This is a genomic window from Bacillus paramobilis, from assembly GCF_038096195.1.
GTDB classification, from domain to species: domain Bacteria; phylum Bacillota; class Bacilli; order Bacillales; family Bacillaceae_G; genus Bacillus_A; species Bacillus_A mobilis.
The window spans coordinates 1,518,259-1,538,594 of the sequence record NZ_CP151108.1 but is presented as its reverse complement, the minus strand read 5'-3'; the positions used below and the strand labels follow the sequence as shown (position 1 = coordinate 1,538,594).

Here is a 20,336-nt window from a genome sequence, read left to right as displayed (position 1 = left end):
TTTTCATATCATTGACTATTTCAAGTTTAATCCCTTCTTATATAATACTGGCTTTTCCTTCTTCCCCTTTTTCCCTGTTAATAAAGAACCTACTAGTAAGAAGGTCGGAATTGATGACAAACCTCCAATTAACAACCAATCTCTCGCTTGTATTGGCATTGTACTAAAGATCGGTTGTAGCGGTGGGTAATATATAACCACTAACATTAACAGTAAAGAAATGATAACCGCTCCTACTAAATACACGTTCCCAAACGGATTACGGTGGAAGATAGAATGTTCACTTCGGCAATCAAATACATGAATAAGTTGTGCAAGTACCAACGTCGCAAACGCCACAGTTTGTGCATATTTCAACTCATTTGGGTGTTGATTATATGCAATAATAAACGCCACTAACGTCACTGCTCCAATTAGAAAGCCACGACTTATAATTTTCCAGGCAAGCCCTCTAGCAAATACCCCTTCTTTCGGGTGACGCGGCGTTCTCTTCATCACGTCCCCTTCCGCCTTATCCAATCCTAATGCCATCGCCGGTAAACCGTCAGTAACTAAGTTCACCCATAAAATTTGAATAGGAACCATCGGCAGCGGTAATGCAAGTAACATTGCAAATAGCATGACTAAAATTTCTCCTACGTTCGATGCTAATAAATAACGAATAAACTTACGTATATTCTCGTATATATTTCTACCTTCTTTAATTGCTGATTTAATCGTAGCAAAATTATCATCTAGCAAAACAAGAGAAGAAGCTTCTTTCGCAACGTCTGTCCCTGTAATTCCCATCGCTATCCCAATATCCGCTGTTTTTATAGCCGGAGCGTCGTTTACTCCATCACCTGTCATCGCTACTATATGCCCTTTATTTTGCAACGCCTTAACAATTTTCAATTTATGTTCAGGTGATACTCGAGCAAATACATACGTATCTTCTACAACACTTTCTAGTTCCTCTACATCCATATTCGCGAGTTCTACTCCTTCAACAACACGTCCACCAGGTGGTAAAACCCCTAATTGTTCCGCAATTGCCATTGCTGTCACTTTATGATCTCCTGTAATCATCACTGTTCGAATACCAGCTTCTCTGCACTCTTTTACAGCCTGTTCTACCTCTGATCTTGGCGGATCAATCATTCCCTGTATCCCGACCAACATAAAATCTTTTTCAACGTCTCTTTCATGTTCAATAGAATCTGTTACTTTTAATGGCTTAAATGCAACTGCAATTGTTCGAAGCGCTTGACTACCTAAACTATGAATAGCCGCCTGTACTTCTTTTCTATACAACTCACTTATCGGTTGTTGCTTATCCCCCCATAAAATCGTTTGACTCATTTGCAGGAGGACATCTGGTGCTCCCTTCGTAACAAGAAACTTTTTCCCCTCTCTATCTCGCACAATAACACTCATCATTTTTCGAGTTGAATCGAATGGAAATTCACGAATAATTTCAAATTTCCCTTTCAGTGCCTCACGCGTTATCCCCGCTTTCATTGCTGCAGCTACTAGTGCTCCCTCAGTTGGATCTCCATCTAATACATATGCCTTTTTCTTTTGAATAATATTTGCGTTATTACATAGTGAACCAAATGTGAGTAGTTGATACAATGCTTTTGTTTTTGCTGGATCGCATTCTTTTTCACCTTTCAAAAAAGAGCCATTAGGTTCATACCCTTGACCCGTCACTTTCCATAACTCTCCACCTGACCACATATGTGTTACCATCATTTTGTTTTGCGTCATTGTTCCTGTTTTATCAGAGCATATAACAGAAGCGCATCCTAACGTTTCTACCGCTGGTAACTTCCTTACAATTGCTCTCTTTTTAATCATACGCTGTACACCAAGCGATAAAGCTACTGTAACGATTGCTGGTAATCCTTCAGGAATAGCAGCAACGGCTAGCGACACTCCTGCTAAAAACATATGATACACTTCATTCCCTTGATACACACCGGCTAATACGACAAGCGCTGTCAAAATAAGAGCCACAATAATTAATATTTTCCCGAGTTGCTCTAATCTTCTTTGCAGTGGTGTTTCCATTTGCTCTGCATTTTGTAACATATTTGCAATTTGGCCCATCGCTGTATTCATACCAGTTGCTACAACGACCCCTGTGCCAGCTCCTCGTGTAATCATTGTACCCATAAAAGCCATATTTTTTTGATCACCAATTGAAACATCTTGCCCCTGCAGAGCTTCTACCTTCTTCTGCACCGGTACTGACTCTCCTGTCAAAGCTGATTCTTCGATATATAAACTTGATGCCTCAACAAGACGTACATCCGCCCCAATACGATCACCACTAGAAAATTTAATGACATCACCTAAAACAAGTGCTTTAGACGGTGCTTTTACCCACTTTCCATTCCGCATTACAGTAACTTGCGGGGCGGCTAGCTCTTTTAAAGCTTCCAGTGACTTTTCAGCCTTTCTTTCTTGAAAAAAGCCAAGAATACCATTGATAATAACAATCGCAACAATCGCAATAGAATCAATGTATTCACCTAAAAAAGCCGAAACTATTGTTGCACCAAATAAAACAAGTACCATAAAATCTTTAAACTGCGCCAAAAATACCATCAGTGCAGAAGGCCTTTTGGCTTCATCTAATTCATTTGTACCAAATTTTTTTATTCGCCCTTCTGCTTCCTTCTCTGTAAGTCCAACCTTCACATTCGTATTCGTTCTTTCTTCCACTTCGTGTGCGCGCATTCCATACCAATTCATCCCGCTATCGACCTCCTGATTCCAGACATACTCTATTGAAAGCTTATTCAGCCTCGTCCAAAAAAATGCTATAATTAACTTTTAGTTAGAAAGGAGTGTTTTTTATGGCATTCGATGGATTATTTACAAGAGCAATTACACATGAAATTGCAAATTCTCTTTACACGGGGAGAATTTCAAAAATATATCAACCTTCAAAATATGAGATTTTATTACATATTCGAGCAAACGGAAAAAATCAAAAACTAATTCTTTCCGCTCATCCGACATATGCACGTTTACACTTAACAAATCAAAATTACGATTCACCTGCACTTCCGCCAATGTTTTGTATGCTTCTTCGTAAGCATCTAGAAGGTGGTTTCATTGAAAAAATTGAACAAATTGATTTAGAGCGCATTATTCAAATTACAGTTCGCAGCAGAAATGAAATTGGTGACGAATCGCTAAAAACATTAGTAATTGAAATAATGGGACGACATAGTAACATCATTTTAGTAGACACAAAAACAAACAATATTTTAGATAGCTTAAAACACGTTTCTTTAGCAGTGAACCGACATCGAACGGTATACGCTGGAGCTGAATATGTTGCGCCACCAGCACAACATAAAATTAACCCACTTCAGATTGAAACAAATGAGGAATTTATTAGACCACTAGACTTTCTATCTGGAAACATGGATAAACAGCTTGTCGGCACCTTTACTGGGATATCGCCGTTATTCGCAAAAGAAGTAGTGAAAAAAGCAGGTATGGTAAATGAAAAAGCATTAGCGGACGCTTTTTTCTCCATACAACGACCATTACTAACTCATACATATTCACCAACGATGACCACTTCAAATGGGAAAGAATTCTTCTATCTTTTCCCTCTTGCACACTTGCAAGGAGAGGACAAAGCATTCTCATCTGTTAGTGAATTGCTAGACCGTTTCTTTTTCGGAAAAGCAGAGCGCGACCGTGTAAAACAACAAGCTTATGATTTAGAGCGCTTTATGCAAAACGAAAAAAATAAAAATGAGAAAAAACTCATTAAACTAGAAAAAACATTACAAGATGCTGGAAAAGCAGATAAATATCAACTATTTGGCGAACTACTTACAGCCAATATGTACGCCTTGAAAAAAGGTGATAAAGATATTGAAGTCGTTAACTATTACGATGAAAATGGTGGAACTGTAAAGATCACATTAGATCCTTTAAAAACGCCTTCTGACAATGCGCAACGCTATTTCCAAAAGTATCAAAAGGCGAAAAATTCAGTTGTTGTTGTAGAAGAACAAATCGAAAAAACAAATGAAGAAATTCTTTATTTTGATAGCTTACTTCAACAAATGGAAGCTGCTTCTTCAAAAGATATTGAAGAAATTCGTGAAGAATTAGCTGAAGAAGGTTATATGCGCAATCGTAAAACGAAAAACGCAAAGAAAAAGCCTACTAAACCAGTATTGGACAAATATTTAGCTAGTGACGGAACAGAAATTTTCGTCGGTAAAAACAACAAGCAAAATGATTATTTAACAACGAAGTTTGCCCGTCGTGATGAAATTTGGTTACATACGAAAGATATCCCTGGGTCTCATGTTGTCATTCGTTCTCTTGAACCTACCGAAGAAACTGTGTTAGAAGCTGCTAAAATCGCTGCCTATTTCAGTAAAGCAAAAGATTCTAGTTCTGTTCCTGTAGATTTCACCAAAATACGCCATGTCAAAAAACCGAGTGGTGCAAAACTTGGTTTTGTTACGTACGACAATCAGCAAACTGTATATGTAACACCAGATGCTGATACGGTAATGAAATTAAAAGCATAAATAAAAAAAATGCGTTGCTTATAAGCAACGCATTTTTATATTCGTTCTCACTAGTTCATATACCCATTTACTAATTCATAACACCTTGCTTTTGTCATCTTATATTTTTCATCAGCAGCTTCAATATATTTCATCGTCCCATTATTTTCATCCGTAGCAATGGCTTTTCCCTTACTTTCCTTTTCTTTAATCCATGCAACTTGTTTTGTTTTCAACGACTGAAACGCATCAGCTGACATCGTATTTTTCAATGTACTGTAGAGTTCATTTAGTTTATTATCCCACAGTTGATAATTTCCTTCTATTTCATTTACTATGTCATTTGTTGACGTAACATTTGTATGTTTTTCTTGATTTTCTAAAGCAGCTAACTCATTTAAAACCTTAGTTTCACCTATTGCTGACGACGTTTCTTTTTTTGAACTAGTAGACGTACTAGAATCATTCCCTTTAACTGTTTCTTGCTCTTGAACAAAATCTTTTTTCGTAACCTTTTCTTGCTCTTCATCATCTACATTGTGAGTAATAACCGAGTTTTTGGCGTCGACAGCAACTACTCCGTTACTTTCTTTAAAAACATATTTTTTATTTCCCCTATTCTCTTCTCTAACAAAAGAGACATTCTTGAAACCTTGTACTCTAAGAAGTTCTTTAGCTTCTTCTTTAGTTAACTTTAAATCTACTGACGTATTTGATGACCATCTATCCATTAACCATTTTCCATCGGTATATACGAAAATAAATTCCCACATCTCCGCTTCATTCCCCATATCATTTGCAAGAGTAAGCGTCTCAATCTTTAAAACATCATTTTTCTGTGAATAAGTTGTCCTCACGTCCGGCTCAATATGAATCGGAAATGGTAACATATCAGTTTCCCTTGATCTATTAAATGTATCAAGCAATCCTGGAAGCTCCTTCTCCACAAACTTATCTGAAACTAGCCCCTTAACGCCTTTTTTAGCTGTACCTAAATCTCCAGGATTATTTCGGCTCCATCCATTTTCTTTTTCCATCTCACTAAATGCATTTGCTATTGCATCTACACTCTTTCTTACAATCTTTTTCGCTTCTTTTTCTGTCACTTCTGGCGCTTCATCAAGCTGTTCAATCGTTTCATTTACTTGAACTTTGTTTTCACTTTTTTCACAACCTGCTACAACTAGCATACTAGCCACCAAGCAAAATGACATTACTTTACTTAATTTCTTCATGTACTCACAATCCTTATTCCTTCATATTCGTTACGTTTCCCTATTTTCGAGAGAAATCCAACAATTACCTATTATATCAATAACAACTGTATATTCATATATTTAATTTTACATTAAAACAAAGGACATACTTTCAAAATATATACTAAAAAATCTCTTATCCTTTTCTTCCATATTGTCAAAAAAATTGACATTGCTATTTCGAATTTGTATAAATTTTTTGACACCTTGTGAAGAAAGTGAAATTTGGATCGATATTTTTCTCATTCTCCCACTGATAATTGAAATAATCTGTATTTCACGAGCAGCCCACCACCCACAAATAGCGGGCAAAATTGCCTGCCTACCTAAAATATATGCAACTTCTGCTATTTTTTCTCTAAAAATATTTTTTTGGCACGCTATTTGCTTTATTCAATACTGTGAACAGGGGGAATTAACATGACTTTAAAAATTAATAAAATCCAAAATCAACTACAAAACTATGAAATTGACGGATTACTGATTACAAAAAAAGAAAATCGCCAATATGCAACAGGCTTTACAGGTAGCGCTGGCGTCGTCTTAATCTCTGCGGATAAAGCTGTTTTTATAACTGATTTTCGCTATGTAGATCAAGCGAAATCACAAATAAAAGATGCTGAAATTATTATGCATAAAGGAAATTTAGAACAAGAAATTGCACATCAAGTATCGAAATTAAACATTCAAAAACTTGGAATTGAAGAAAATAACATGACATTGCAACAATATAAAAACTTACAAAAATACGTACATGCGGAAATGGTTCAAGTGTGCGAAATCATCGAAAATATTCGTATTATTAAAGACACGCCTGAAATAGCAACAATGAAAATCGCAGCTAATATTGCTGATGAAGCATTTCACCACATCCTTACGTTTCTAAAACCAGGAATAAGTGAAAATGATGTACGAGATGAGTTAGAATTTTTCATGCGAAAAAAAGGGGCTACATCCTCTTCATTCCAAATCATTGTAGCTTCTGGCGTTCGTTCTTCACTTCCTCATGGCGTTGCATCAAATAAAATAATCGAACGAGGCGACGTCGTTACATTAGATTTCGGTGCACTTTACGATGGATATTGCTCTGATATAACACGGACTGTAGCCATCGGAGAGCCATCAGAAGAATTCAAAAAAATATATAACGTTGTATTAGAGGCATTAAAGCGTGGAACGGAAGCAATTAAACCTGGGGAAACTGCGAAAAGTATCGATGATATAACGAGAGATTACATTACTGAGCATGGATACGGCCAATATTTTGGACACTCTACTGGTCATGGTCTTGGGTTAGAAATACATGAACCTCTTCGCCTATCCCAAGAAAGTAAGGCTACTTTAGAAGAAGGTATGGTTGTTACAGTTGAACCTGGTATTTACATTCCGAACTGGGGCGGTTGTAGAATTGAAGACGATATCGTCATTACAAAAGACGGATATGAAGTTATTACAAAATCAAATCGGGAACTAATTGTTATTCCTTGCTAAAATCATGACCTTTTTTAAAAGGAGTTTTTCTCTGCACATAGAATTCTTTCTCTGGAGTCATCGTTTAAAGAGGGAGAATTAAACTTGAATTTTGTAATTGATAAAATAGATGGTTTACAGCCTGAATTTTCCAAACTTGTTTCCATGATGAATTACGCTCGCTATACAACAATGCAAGCGGTGGAAGGTTTAACAATTGAAGAACTTGATTACTTATATGATGAGGAAGCAAATTCAATTGGCATGCTTTTGTACCATATGGCCGCGATTGAATTTTACTACCAAATTCATACTTTTGAAGACCGTGAACCAACGGAAGCTGAATTAGAACAGTGGTTACCTGCTATTGAGTTAGGGGATCTTGGACGTGAGAAAATAAAAGGAAACCCGATAGAATTTTACATAAATACATTACAAGAAGTACGTGCCAAAACGATCGAGACTTTTCAATCATTACCTGATGAGTGGCTATTTAAAACGACAGAATTTTGGTATGACAAACCTGCAAACAACTACTTTAAATGGTTTCACGTTTTTGAAGATAAAATCAATCATCGCGGACAAATTCGTTTAATTAAAAAGATGCAAAAAGCTCATTCAGTAAAGTAAGAAAGAAAATGCCACCGAATAAGGTGGCATTTTCTTTTATTCATTAGCGAATAGCTTTTCATTTACTTTTTTGGCGACTACCGCTACCAACATTAAAATGCATATTAAATATATCAATTTCGCAATAAATAACCACCCTTGAAACATTACAATTCCATCTATTATCTCATTTCCTTTCAATAACAAAAATGGAATTGTACTAATTATAATGACAAACTCGATGCTGAAAACAATTTTCTTTTTTCGGCTATATGCCTTCCATTCCTTCCAGCGATACATAGGTGCAAAAATTAATACTCCTATACATAATATAACTGGTACCCATTCACTTTTAAGAAATTGCCCTGAAACAGCTGATAATAGTAAACAAACGAGCACGCCATAATAACCTATTCTCTCTCTCATTCATACTCCCCCATTCTACTTTCCCTTTAATATGTAACTTGCTATGCTTATAAAAATTTTCAGAAAAATAACTACTACAATTACAATATAAAGAGCTTTTGCAGACGACATCCATTCTTGAAAAATAGACATTTTCTCCATTTGCTTCTGTCCTTCTATTAAAATAAACCCTACGAAAAATGAGCAAATAACAATGATACCTATCATAATTCCGATACTTTTCTTACTATATTGTTTCATATCATCCCAGTTATATAAAAGTACAAAAACAAATCCGAGAACAGGTATGATACTGATCCATTCATTGTTTGTAAACAAATTTAAAGTGATTAATAGACTACAAGATATGATAAATCCCCAAAACCCAATTTTTTTACGCATAAGCCCTCCTTTAATTCCATTTTTAGGATTAATTGTATTGTAACATCCATTTACCATTACAGTACATGAAATTTCACTTTTTCTTTTTCCTATACTCACATACTTTCACTGCTTTCATACAATAAACTACACGAATGCCTAAAGGATGTGAATGTTATGGGAGTTGAATTAACGCTATTACATGCTCTCTATATTCTTTGTTTACTCACTATTATTACTTTTTTTATTCTCCGGAAAGATACGACGATTATTTGTATCGTTTTTATCTTCTTATTAGCATTAACCGCTACAAGTTCTATCCCTCTTGCCGTTAGCGGTATTTTTCAGAGTTTCATTTACGCCATTACTGAGTTATTACCAACTATATTAATCATCTCCATTATCGTATCAATGAGCAATCTACTCGTTCATACCGGCATAAATGATACGATGATTTCACCATTTACAAAAATGATTCGTACCCCTACCCTCGCCTACTGGATTATCGGCCTTTTGATGATGACAATTTCTTTCTTCTTTTGGCCTTCCCCAGCTGTCGCTTTAATGGGAGCTATTTTATTACCCGTCGCTGTACGCGTCGGTCTTCCGCCAATTGGAGTTGCCATTGCTATGAACTTATTCGGACACGGCATCGCCTTATCTGGTGACTTCGTTATTCAAGGTGCACCAAAATTAACTGCCGACGCTGCTGGTCTTCCTGTTTCCAGCGTTGTTTCTGCCAGTGTTCCCCTCGTAATCGTTATGGGTATTGTGACAACTTCCGTCGCATTTTTCTTCTTACGAAAAGAATTTCATACTGGCTTATCTTTACAAGAATCTATTCCATCAACTGAGTCTTCTAAAACGCTCACTTCATTATCTCCTCGGACAAAAAAATGGCTCGCTATTTGCATTCCGATCGTATATGCCATCGATATCCTTTGCATGATTCAATTTAAACTACAAGGAAGCGACGCAACTGCACTTATCGGCGGGACGACTGTTATTATGATTATCATCATTTCCCTTATCGCCTACAAAGGTAATGGACTAAATAAAACGACCGATTATTTTATAGAAGGGCTACAGTTTGGATTTAAAATCTTTGGTCCAGTTATTCCAATTGCTGCACTCTTTTATTTAGGAGATAGCGGGTTTGTAAAAATTATCGGGGACTATTTACCGAAAGGTTCACATGGAATCATTAACGACTTAGGGATCGCCTTATCTCAAACTGTTCCTTTAAACCAATATGTATCAGCGGGAACATTAACTATCGTTGGTGTCATAACAGGCTTAGATGGATCTGGCTTTTCCGGTATATCACTTGCTGGTTCGATTGCTAACCTTTTTGGAACAGCACTTGGGCATGGAACGGCTACATTAACAGCACTCGGGCAAATTGCAGCAATATGGACCGGGGGAGGGACTTTAATTCCTTGGGCGCTTATTCCTGCCGCTGCCATTTGTAAAGTGGATCCATTTGAACTCGCACGCCGAAACTTTTTACCAGTTGTGATTGGCTTAATCGTCACCACGATCGTTGCGATGTTTATTCTATAACGTAAGCAATTTTTCTCTTGCTTACGTTTTTCATTGTGAAACCAATCATTTAATACCAACTTTCAAAAGGGATTATGTATACGTTAGCGAAATTATATTAAGAGAGTATTTATTTCAAAACGTTTACGAGAAACAGATTACTTCCATTCGAAAAGGGGACATAACTATGAATGAATTGATTTTCGTCTTATTAATTTGTCCATTACTTATCTTTATCGTTTCTGTTATTGGAACACGCAAGACGAAAACGTATTACGTCATGCCGATTGTAACGTTTGCTAGTTTTTTAATAATAGGTGTGATCGCCTTTACTCCAAAATTTTTCTTTTGGGTTGGCATGTACAGCATCTTCTCATTTATTGTTTCTTATATGACTCTATTGTTTGTAAGAGGATATGAAGTTGTGGAAAACGCTAAATAGTTATTAGCAAGAAGATTGATATATGATTTTCTTTGATGTCGATGGAACTTTACTAGAATTTTTAACAATGATATAAAAAAGACGACCGCGTTCCCCCGCAGTCGTCTTTTTTCGTGTTACGCCGTTACCCAAGCTTCATTAGCTGGATTTTTACGCCACTCTTGTAACTTTTTCATTTCAGCTTGTCCGATCATACCTTTTTCTGCTGCAACTTCAGTTAATGCACTGTAATCACTTAAAGAATATGATGCTACGTTTGCTGCTTCTAGTTTCTCTTTTCCTGACTCAAGCTCGTATGTAAAGATTGATACGATTCCTAATACTTCACATCCAGCTTCGCGAAGGGCTTCTACACATGTAATTGCACTACCGCCAGTTGAAATTAAGTCTTCTACTACTACTACTTTTTGACCTTTTTCAGCTTTTCCTTCGATTTGGTTCCCTTTACCGTGACCTTTTGCTTTACTACGTACGTAGCACATTGGTAAATCCATACGATCGCTTACCCATGCAGCGTGCGCAATACCAGCAGTTGCTGTTCCTGCAATAACTTCTACAGTTGGGAAGTGCTCTTTAATTAACTCTTCTAATCCAGCTGCAATTGCTTGACGTACTTTTGGATAAGATAAAGTTAAACGGTTATCACAATAAATTGGTGATTTCATACCTGAAGACCAAGTGAATGGATCATTCGGTTGTAAAAATACTGCTCCAATTTCTAATAAATGCGATGCGATTTCTTTTTTCATACTGTTACACCTTCCCACTGTTGTTTTACTGTTTTATACGCTTCAAGCGGATTTTCTGCTTTTGTAATACTACGTCCAACTACGATGTAGCTTGAGCCAAGTTCCCTCGCACGTTTTGGTGTTGCTACGCGCACCTGGTCATTTACATCATCGCTTGCAAGACGAATCCCCGGTGTTACTGTTACAAATTCATTTCCGCATACTTCACGTAATTTTGGAACTTCAAGTGTTGAACAAACAACGCCGTCAAGTCCACTTTCTTTCGTTAGTTTTGCATAATGAGCAACCGCTTCTTCTAACGTTTTCTCAATGCCGATCTCTTTTTTCATCATAGCTTCCGAAGTGCTTGTTAGTTGTGTAACTGCAATACAAATCGGTCTCTCTTTTCCTTCTTGCTTACCTTCCTCTAATCCCTCAATCGCAGCTTTCATCATACTGCTTCCCCCAGCAGCATGAACATTTACCATATCAACATCTAGACTAGCTAGGCTACGCATAGCGCTTTTTACTGTATTCGGAATATCATGAAGTTTTAAATCTAGAAAGATTTTATGTCCTTTTTCTTTTAAGTACGTAATAATCGCAGGGCCTTCTTTGTAGAATAACTCCATACCAACTTTGACAAATAACTCTTCCCCTTCAAAGTGGCGCAAGAATTGTTCTACATCTTGTTTCCCTGGAAAATCTAGTGCAACAATTAACGACTGTGACATGTTTGCTTCCAGCTCCTTCCTTGACATTCCGAAATGTGATCAAATCCTAATTCATCTAGTAATGCTGGTAACTCTTCAATAATTGTTGGACATACGAACGGATCGATAAAGTTCGCTGTACCTACTGCAACTGCGCTTGCGCCAGCATAGAAGAATTCAATTACATCTTCCGCTGTTTCAATACCACCCATTCCGATAATTGGAATGTTAACCGCTTGGCTTACTTCATGTACCATGCGAATCGCTACTGGCTTAATCGCAGGACCTGATAATCCGCCTGTACGGTTTGCTAAAATTGGTTTAGCTGTTTTTAAATCTAGACGCATACCAAGCAATGTATTAATCATCGTTAAACCATCTGCACCTGCATTTTCAATCGCTTTTGCAATTTCCACAATGTTTGCCACGTTCGGTGACAACTTCACGTATACAGGTACTTCAGAAACCTCTTTTACTCGCTTCGTTAAATCAGCAGCAATTTCAGGATTTGTACCAAAGGCGATACCACCTGTTTTTACGTTCGGACAAGAAATATTTAATTCTAGTGCGTGGACATTAGGTGCTTTAGAAATTTCCTTTGCAACCGCTACGTAATCCTCAGCTTGTGAGCCTGCAACGTTCGCAATGATTGGAAGATCAAATTGTTCTAACCATGGTAATTCAGAATTCATTACTTTTTCTAACCCTGGGTTTTGAAGTCCGATTGCATTTAACATGCCGCCCGGTGTTTCAGCAACACGAGGCGTCGGATTTCCATAGCGTGGTTGTTCTGTCGTCGCTTTAATCATGATTGATCCTAGTACACTTAAATCGTAAAACTGTGCATATTCACGACCAAATCCAAAGCATCCAGATGCCGGTATAATTGGATTTTTTAATGATAATCCCGGTAATTCAACTTGCAATCTGTTCATAGTACAACCTCCCCGATTGGAAATACTGGTCCGTCGCTACACACCTTCTTGTAAGAATGTCCACTTGGATCTTCTTGTAAGTGGCATACACATGCGAAACAAGCTCCAATACCACAGCCCATACGTTCTTCTAAAGAAATATAAGCTTTTTTCTCTTTGTAACGTCCTTCTAATGCACGAAGCATCGCTAACGGACCACATGAATAAAGAATATCAAAGTTAATTCCGTAATTATCAATTACATCTGTGACAAATCCTTTTGTTCCGTGTGTACCGTCTACTGTCGCAACGTACGTATCACCAAGTTCTGCAAATTTCTCTTCATAGAAAACGACATCTTTCGTTTGAAAACCTAAGATGTGAATTACGCGTACACCTTTTGCAACAAGGCGCTGTGATAATTCATAAAGTGGTGGTACACCAATTCCCCCGCCTACTAGTAAAGCTGTTTGACCAGCTTCTGCTTCTTCTACAGGAAAACCATGTCCTAGCGGTCCTAGTACGTCTACCATTTCACCTTGTTTTCTAGTTGCTAATATTTTTGTCCCTTGTCCTTCTGCACGATATAGCATTGTAAATTCGTTCTTCTCTTGATCTACATTACAAATACTAATCGGGCGGCGCAGAAGGGGCCCAATGCCCTCTGCTACCTTAATGTGTACAAACTGCCCTGGTTCGTTCATTTGCTGTACTAACGTTCCTTGAAGCACTAACTCGTAAATGTTTTTTGCGATTTCTTTTTGATTAACGACGATCATATTTTGCTTTTGCATCATGCATGTACCACCTCGTGACGCTTTGTTTGCGTAATTTCTTTCATTGAATGAGCTGAGAATGTCATAGATTCTAGTACTCGTAAGATTGCTCTCGTTGTATCAAGTGATGTTAAGCAAGCCACACCATTTTCTACTGATTCACGGCGAATGCGGAAACCATCACGCGCTGGTTGTTTGCCTTTTGTTAATGTATTGATTACAAACTGTGCTTTTCCTTGACGGATAATATCTAGTAAGTTGTAGTCTTCAGAATCAATTTTGTTTACAACTTGTACTGGGATATTTTGCTCTGCTAACGATTGTGCTGTTCCAGCTGTTGCTAATAAGTTATAACCGATTTCATGGAAACGTTTTGCAATTTCCAACGCCTCTTCTTTATCTTTATCGGCTACAGTAATGATTACTGATCCGTGCGTTGGGATGTTAATTCCAGAAGCTACTAATCCTTTATATAATGCTTTTTCAAGTGTTAAGTCTTTCCCCATTACTTCCCCTGTTGACTTCATTTCAGGTCCTAATGTTGTATCAACTGAACGTAGTTTCGCAAATGAGAATACTGGTGCTTTTACATACACTTCTTTCTCTTCTGGATGATAACCCGTTCCGTATCCTTGCTCTACAAGATTTTGACCTAAAATAACTTTCGTTGCAACATTCGCCATCGGTACACCTGTAATTTTACTTAAGAATGGTACTGTACGGCTCGCACGTGGGTTTACTTCAATTACATACACTTGATCTTCAAATACTACAAACTGGATATTTAGTAATCCAACAATATTTAAACCTTTTCCAAGTGCAATTGTATGTTCAATAATTTGTTCTTTCAGTTTTGCAGATAAGCTTTGTGGTGGATATACTCCGATTGAGTCACCAGAGTGAACTCCAGCGCGTTCAATATGTTCCATAATACCTGGAATGAATACATTCTCACCGTCTGAAATTGCATCTACTTCAATTTCTTTACCAACCATGTAACGATCGATTAATACTGGGTGATCTGCGTGAACTTTAACCGCATTTTTCATGTAGTGCAGCAGTTCTTCTTGACGATATACGATTTCCATCGCGCGTCCACCTAGTACGTAAGATGGTCTTACTAATACTGGGTAACCAATTTTGTCAGCGATTGCTACCGCTTGCTCTACAGTCGTTGCTGTTTTACCAACTGGTTGCGGGATACCAAGCTGTGTTAGAGCTGCTTCAAACTTATCACGATCTTCTGCACGGTCTAAATCTTCAAGTGATGTTCCTAAGATTTTCACACCGTGAGCTTCTAATTTAGCAGCTAAGTTAATTGCCGTTTGTCCACCGAATTGGACGATAACACCTTCTGGCTTTTCTAAATCGATAATGTGCATTACATCTTCGATTGTTAATGGTTCAAAGTATAATTTGTCAGAAATACTGAAGTCTGTTGAAACTGTTTCTGGATTGTTATTAACAATGATTGCCTCATATCCAGCTTCTTTAATTGCCCATACAGAGTGAACTGTTGCATAGTCAAACTCAACACCTTGACCGATACGGATTGGACCAGACCCTAGTACGACAACACTCTTGCGATCTGTTCTAACCGATTCATTCTCGTCACCATATGTGCTGTAATAGTATGGTGTTGCAGATTCAAACTCTGCCGCACAAGTATCTACCATTTTATAAACAGGAGTTATATTGCTTTCTTTGCGCATATCGTAAATTTCACGCTCTGTTTTGTTCCAAGCTGCTGCAATGTAGTGATCACTGAAGCCCATTTCTTTCGCTGATTGTAATACTTCCATATTTCCTACATGTGCTTTTACTTCGCGTTCCATGTTTACGATATTTTCAACTTTTTGTAAGAAGAAGAAGTCCATTTCACACCAATCGTTGATCTCTTCTTTCGTTACCCCTTGACGAATTGCTTCTGCTACAATAAACAGTCGCTCATCATCAGCTTTTATAATGCGTTTTTTCATTGTCCCTTTATCAAGCTCTTTTAAATGCGCTAACTCTAAGTGATAAACGCCCAGTTCTAAAGAACGAACCGCTTTTAATAATGATTGCTCTAAGTTACGTCCGATTGACATAACTTCTCCAGTTGCCTTCATTTGTGTACCTAGTGTTCTGTTCGCTGATTCAAACTTATCAAATGGCCAGCGTGGAATTTTTGAAACAACATAGTCTAATGCTGGTTCGAAACAAGCGTATGTTTTTTGTGTTACTGGATTTATAATTTCATCTAATGTTAAACCGACTGCAATTTTTGCCGCTAGCTTCGCAATTGGATATCCAGTTGCTTTAGATGCTAGTGCAGATGAACGACTTACACGTGGGTTTACTTCGATTACATAGTATTGGAAGCTATGTGGATCAAGTGCAAGCTGAACGTTACATCCACCTTCAATTCCTAATGCACGAATAATTCGTAATGAAGTGTTTCGTAACATTTGATATTCACGGTCACTTAATGTTTGGCTCGGTGCTACAACGATAGAATCACCTGTGTGAACTCCAACTGGATCGATATTTTCCATATTACATACTACAATCGCGTTATCATTCGAATCACGCATTACTTCATATTCAATTTCCTTACAACCAGCAATGCTCTTTTCTAATAAACATTGTGTTACTGGACTATGTTTTAATCCACCTGATACGATTTCAATTAGTTCTTCTTCATTACTACAGATTCCGCCACCTGTTCCGCCCATTGTAAATGCTGGGCGAACAATAACTGGATATCCAATTTCTTTTACAAATTCATGTGCTTCTTCTAGCGTATGAATAATGGTACTAGATGGAATTGGTTCATTTAATTCCTGCATTAATGTACGGAATAAATCACGATCCTCCGCTTGCTCGATTGCTGATAATTTTGTTCCTAAAATTTCAACTCCACACTCTTCAAGTATGCCTGATTTTGCAAGTTCAACAGCCATATTCAGGCCTGTTTGACCACCTAATGTTGGTAAGATTGCATCTGGACGTTCTTTACGAATGATTCGGCTTACGAATTCTAATGTTAAAGGCTCAATGTATACTTTATCTGCTGTTGCAGTATCTGTCATAATTGTTGCTGGGTTAGAGTTAACAAGGATTACTTTGTAACCTTCTTCTCTAAGAGATTGACAAGCTTGTGTACCAGAGTAGTCAAACTCTGCTGCTTGCCCAATTACAATTGGTCCTGATCCGATTACTAAAATTGTGTTAATGTCTAGGCGTTTTGGCATAACTCTTCCCCTTCTTTCTTGAAGTTTTCAATCATTGCTAAGAAATCTTCGAATAAATCATTTGCATCTTCTGGTCCTGCTGAAGCTTCTGGATGATATTGTACTGTAAATGCTGGGAACTTCGTATGACGAAGACCTTCTACTGTTCCATCATTTAAAGCAACATGTGTAATTTCAAGTTCTGTATTTCCAACTGATTCTTCTTCTACTGCGTAACCATGGTTTTGAGATGTAATTGCTACTTTTCCAGTTGCAAGATGTTTTACTGGATGATTTAAACCGCGGTGACCGAATTTTAACTTACTTGTATTCGCACCAGATGCTAGAGCGAACAATTGATGTCCTAGGCAAATTCCGAATAAAGGAACTTTACCGATAATGTCTTTTAACATTTCAATTGCTTCTGGTACATCTTTTGGATCCCCAGGTCCGTTACTTAACATAATTCCATCTGGGCTAAGACGTAAAATCTCTTCTGCTGTTGTATTGTAAGGTACAACAATTACATCACAATCACGTTTATTTAATTCTCTTAAAATACCATGTTTCATTCCGAAGTCTACAAGTACAACTCGGTGTCCACGGCCTGGGCTTGGGTATGGATCTTTCGTTGATACGCGTTTCACGTGATCTGTAAATACTGTCGCTTTTAATTGGCTCACGATGTATTCTACATCTGCATCCATGTTACATAGACGTCCACGTAATGTACCGTATTGACGAATTTTTCTCGTTAATTTTCTCGTATCAATTCCTGCTAAGCCTGGGATGTTTCTTTCTTTTAAGTAATCATTTAACGAAATTTCATTACGGAAGTTTGATGGGTGATCACAAATTTCGTTTACAATTAAACCATTTACAGATGGGTGAATCGATTCAAAATCGTCACGGTTGATGCCGTAGTTTCCGATTAATGGGTACGTGAATGTTACGATTTGACCGCAATATGATGGATCAGATAATGTTTCTTGATATCCAGTCATTCCTGTTGTAAATACAACCTCACCTGACTTTTCGATTTCTCCTCCGAAACCTTTTCCAATTAATACTGTTCCATCTTCTAAGATAAGTTGTCTTTTCATACTAATGCACTCTCCTTTTGCCATGCGATCTTACCACCAACGATTGTCATTACCGGCCATCCTTGGCATTTCCAACCTGCGAATGGTGTATTTTTTCCTTTTGATAAGAATGTTGTTGGGTCAATCTCTTCTTCTTGTTCTAAATCAATGATTGTAATATCAGCTGTTCTGCCTTCTTTCAGGCGACCTGCTTCTAAGCCGAATGTATCAGCTGGCTTTTCTGTTAAGAATTGAATTAACTGTTCTAATGTAATAATTCCTTTTTTCACAAGGTTTGTGTATAAAAGCGGGAATGCTGTTTCAAAACCAGTAATTCCGAATGGTGCTCTTTCAATTCCTTGTGCTTTCTCTTCCGCTGTATGCGGTGCATGGTCAGTTGCGATCATATCGATTGTTCCATCTAATAAACCTTCAATTAGTGCTTCGTGATCTTCTTTTCCACGAAGCGGTGGGTTCATTTTAAAGTTCGGATCAGCTGATGGGATATCATCTTCACATAACACTAGGTGATGAGGTGTTACTTCTGCTGTTACTTTAATTCCAGCACGTTTCGCATCACGAATTACACGTACAGATCCTTTCGTACTTACGTGACATACGTGATAGTGACAATCTGCCGCTTCAGCAAGCAGTATATCCCTTGCAATATGTACAGATTCACATACTGATGGGATACCGTTTAATCCGTGTTTCTCAGAAAACTTCCCTTCATGTACACAACCTTTATTAATAAGAGTATTCTCTTCACAGTGCGCAACCACTGCCATATTTAATTTCGCTGCACGCTTCATAGCAGCTAACATCATGCTAGCATCTTGTACGCCTACACCGTCATCAGTGAAAGCAAATGCTCCAAGTTCTTTTAACGTCTCGAAATCTGTCATTTCAGAACCCGCTTGGCGTACTGTAATTGCTCCGTATGGTAGTACGTTGACATGCGCTTTTTCTTTAATACGATTTTGCAAGTCTTCCATATGTTCTCTGCAATCTGGTACTGGGCGTGTATTTGGCATTGCACAAATTGTAGTGAATCCACCTTTTGCGGCTGCTAGTGTACCTGTTTCAATTGTTTCTTTATGTTCACCACCTGGTTCACGAAGATGTACGTGTACATCTACTAATCCGGGTGCGATTAACTTTCCGTTCACATCGATTACTTCAGCATTATCTGCCGTAATATTTTCTGCTACCTTAGCGATTTTACCGTCTTGTACGAGAAGATCTGTTGCTACGATTTTTCCTTCTTCATTCATATAACGACCATTTTTAAACAAGTAATTCATGTTTCATTCCTCCTAATACATTTGGTAAGGCGCGTTTTAGTACAGCCATTCTTACGTAAACTCCATTCTCCATTTGTTTAAATATGCGTGAACGCTCACACTCAACAAGTTCACTTGCAATTTCAACATCACGGTTTACAGGAGCTGGATGCATAATAATGCTTCCTTCTTTCATACGCTTTTCTCTTTCCACTGTTAATCCGTGTTTCTCATGATACTCTTTCATAATGTCTGTTTCATAATGATCATGACGCTCATGTTGTACACGAAGTAACATCATTACATCGACTTCTGGAACAAGTTCATCTAATGGTTTGTATGTTCCAAATGTGCTGTCTTCATCTTTCCACTCTTCTGGACTTGCAAAGTAAATTGTTGCACCCAGTTTCGTTAATGCTTCTGCATTAGAACGTGCTACTCGGCTATGACGAACATCTCCTACTATCGCAATCTTTAATCCTTCAAATCTTCCAAACTCTTGTTTAATTGTAAGAAGATCGAGTAGGCACTGCGTTGGGTGGTTTCCACATCCATCTCCAGCGTTTAAGATTGGGATATTTACCTGATCCTTTAGTTCATCGAAGTAGCGATCTTGCTCATGGCGGACGATTACCGCTTTTGTTCCGATTGATTCTAGTGTTCTTATCGTATCGTATAAAGTTTCTCCTTTTTGTACGCTAGATGCATCAGCTGAAAAGTTTAAAACTTCAAGTCCTAATCGCTTTTCAGCAACTTCAAAGCTAAATCTCGTTCTCGTACTATTCTCAAAGAACAAGTTCGCAACAAAAGTTTGCTCTGTCGTTTTGCTCTCTTTTCCATTCGCGAAATCTTCTGCGTCTTTTAGGATTTCTGAAATTTCTACTTCCGATAATTCACTCATCGTTAACAAATGGCTCATCGTCATCCCTCATCTTTCTGATTTTTATGTTACCACTTTTGTATTTTTATAACAACCTTTGTATAAAAA

General features: G+C 37.6%; 17 protein-coding genes. 5 read left to right on the top strand and 12 right to left on the bottom strand.

What is annotated here, in order from left to right:
* Positions 1-15 precede the first annotated feature (15 nt).
* Positions 16-2,739 carry a calcium-translocating P-type ATPase, SERCA-type gene (locus AABL52_RS08125; RefSeq protein ID WP_341519146.1) on the bottom strand — a complete coding sequence of 908 codons (2,724 nt, stop codon included), beginning with the start codon at positions 2,737-2,739 and terminating at the stop codon, positions 16-18.
* Positions 2,740-2,843: 104 nt separating this feature from the next.
* Here AABL52_RS08125 and AABL52_RS08120 point away from each other — a divergent pair, with 104 nt between their 5' ends.
* Positions 2,844-4,553, top strand: coding sequence for an Rqc2 family fibronectin-binding protein (locus tag AABL52_RS08120; protein WP_000863265.1), 1,710 nt, complete (start codon positions 2,844-2,846; stop codon positions 4,551-4,553).
* Positions 4,554-4,603: 50 nt separating this feature from the next.
* Here the strand turns inward: AABL52_RS08120 and AABL52_RS08115 are convergent, their stop codons facing one another.
* Positions 4,604-5,767 (bottom strand): lysozyme inhibitor LprI family protein, encoded by a 1,164-nt coding sequence (locus tag AABL52_RS08115; protein ID WP_341519145.1) that lies wholly within the window; start codon positions 5,765-5,767, stop codon positions 4,604-4,606.
* A gap of 441 nt (positions 5,768-6,208) precedes the next feature.
* Between AABL52_RS08115 and AABL52_RS08110 the strand changes: the two genes are divergently transcribed.
* Together AABL52_RS08110 and AABL52_RS08105 are read left to right on the top strand one after the other, a co-directional pair.
* A complete protein-coding gene (locus AABL52_RS08110; protein WP_098257923.1) occupies positions 6,209-7,279 on the top strand; it encodes a M24 family metallopeptidase in 1,071 nt (356 codons plus the stop codon).
* Positions 7,280-7,363: 84 nt separating this feature from the next.
* A complete protein-coding gene (locus AABL52_RS08105) occupies positions 7,364-7,888 on the top strand; it encodes a DinB family protein (RefSeq protein WP_341519144.1) in 525 nt (174 codons plus the stop codon).
* Positions 7,889-7,924: 36 nt separating this feature from the next.
* Here the strand turns inward: AABL52_RS08105 and AABL52_RS08100 are convergent, their stop codons facing one another.
* Positions 7,925-8,293, bottom strand: coding sequence for a YoqO family protein (locus tag AABL52_RS08100; protein WP_341519143.1), 369 nt, complete (start codon positions 8,291-8,293; stop codon positions 7,925-7,927).
* Positions 8,294-8,308: 15 nt separating this feature from the next.
* A complete protein-coding gene (locus AABL52_RS08095) occupies positions 8,309-8,674 on the bottom strand; it encodes a YoqO family protein (protein WP_341519142.1) in 366 nt (121 codons plus the stop codon).
* A 156-nt stretch (positions 8,675-8,830) separates the two neighbouring features.
* On the opposite strand from AABL52_RS08095, the gene AABL52_RS08090 reads away from it, so the two are divergent.
* Both AABL52_RS08090 and AABL52_RS08085 read left to right on the top strand, forming a co-directional pair.
* Positions 8,831-10,216, top strand: a complete 1,386-nt coding sequence (locus AABL52_RS08090) for a hypothetical protein (RefSeq protein ID WP_327973446.1) — start codon at positions 8,831-8,833, stop codon at positions 10,214-10,216.
* A gap of 166 nt (positions 10,217-10,382) precedes the next feature.
* Entirely contained in the window at positions 10,383-10,637 is a 255-nt protein-coding gene (locus AABL52_RS08085) for a YbeF family protein (protein WP_087985066.1), read from the top strand.
* A 116-nt stretch (positions 10,638-10,753) separates the two neighbouring features.
* On the opposite strand, the gene pyrE is transcribed toward AABL52_RS08085, so the two are convergent.
* From pyrE to pyrB, 8 genes are read right to left on the bottom strand one after another with little or no spacing between them, the layout of a single operon-like run.
* Positions 10,754-11,386 carry an orotate phosphoribosyltransferase gene (gene pyrE / locus AABL52_RS08080; protein ID WP_341519141.1) on the bottom strand — a complete coding sequence of 211 codons (633 nt, stop codon included), beginning with the start codon at positions 11,384-11,386 and terminating at the stop codon, positions 10,754-10,756.
* A complete protein-coding gene (gene pyrF / locus AABL52_RS08075; RefSeq protein ID WP_000083496.1) occupies positions 11,383-12,099 on the bottom strand; it encodes an orotidine-5'-phosphate decarboxylase in 717 nt (238 codons plus the stop codon). The genes pyrE and pyrF overlap by 4 nt, the downstream gene beginning before the upstream one ends.
* Positions 12,084-13,013: a dihydroorotate oxidase B catalytic subunit gene (gene pyrD / locus AABL52_RS08070; RefSeq protein ID WP_001081057.1), complete on the bottom strand. Its 930-nt coding sequence runs from the start codon at positions 13,011-13,013 to the stop codon at positions 12,084-12,086. Before pyrD ends, pyrF begins: the two co-directional genes overlap by 16 nt.
* Positions 13,010-13,789 (bottom strand): dihydroorotate oxidase B electron transfer subunit, encoded by a 780-nt coding sequence (gene pyrK, locus AABL52_RS08065; RefSeq protein WP_341519140.1) that lies wholly within the window; start codon positions 13,787-13,789, stop codon positions 13,010-13,012. The genes pyrD and pyrK overlap by 4 nt, the downstream gene beginning before the upstream one ends.
* A complete protein-coding gene (carB, locus tag AABL52_RS08060; protein ID WP_001126137.1) occupies positions 13,786-17,004 on the bottom strand; it encodes a carbamoyl-phosphate synthase large subunit in 3,219 nt (1,072 codons plus the stop codon). Before carB ends, pyrK begins: the two co-directional genes overlap by 4 nt.
* Positions 16,989-18,086, bottom strand: coding sequence for a carbamoyl phosphate synthase small subunit (locus AABL52_RS08055; protein ID WP_000828667.1), 1,098 nt, complete (start codon positions 18,084-18,086; stop codon positions 16,989-16,991). The genes carB and AABL52_RS08055 overlap by 16 nt, the downstream gene beginning before the upstream one ends.
* Positions 18,083-19,369, bottom strand: coding sequence for a dihydroorotase (pyrC, locus tag AABL52_RS08050; RefSeq protein WP_001108379.1), 1,287 nt, complete (start codon positions 19,367-19,369; stop codon positions 18,083-18,085). Before pyrC ends, AABL52_RS08055 begins: the two co-directional genes overlap by 4 nt.
* A complete protein-coding gene (pyrB, locus tag AABL52_RS08045; RefSeq protein WP_000018864.1) occupies positions 19,353-20,267 on the bottom strand; it encodes an aspartate carbamoyltransferase in 915 nt (304 codons plus the stop codon). The genes pyrC and pyrB overlap by 17 nt, the downstream gene beginning before the upstream one ends.
* Between the last annotated feature and the right edge of the window lie 69 nt (positions 20,268-20,336).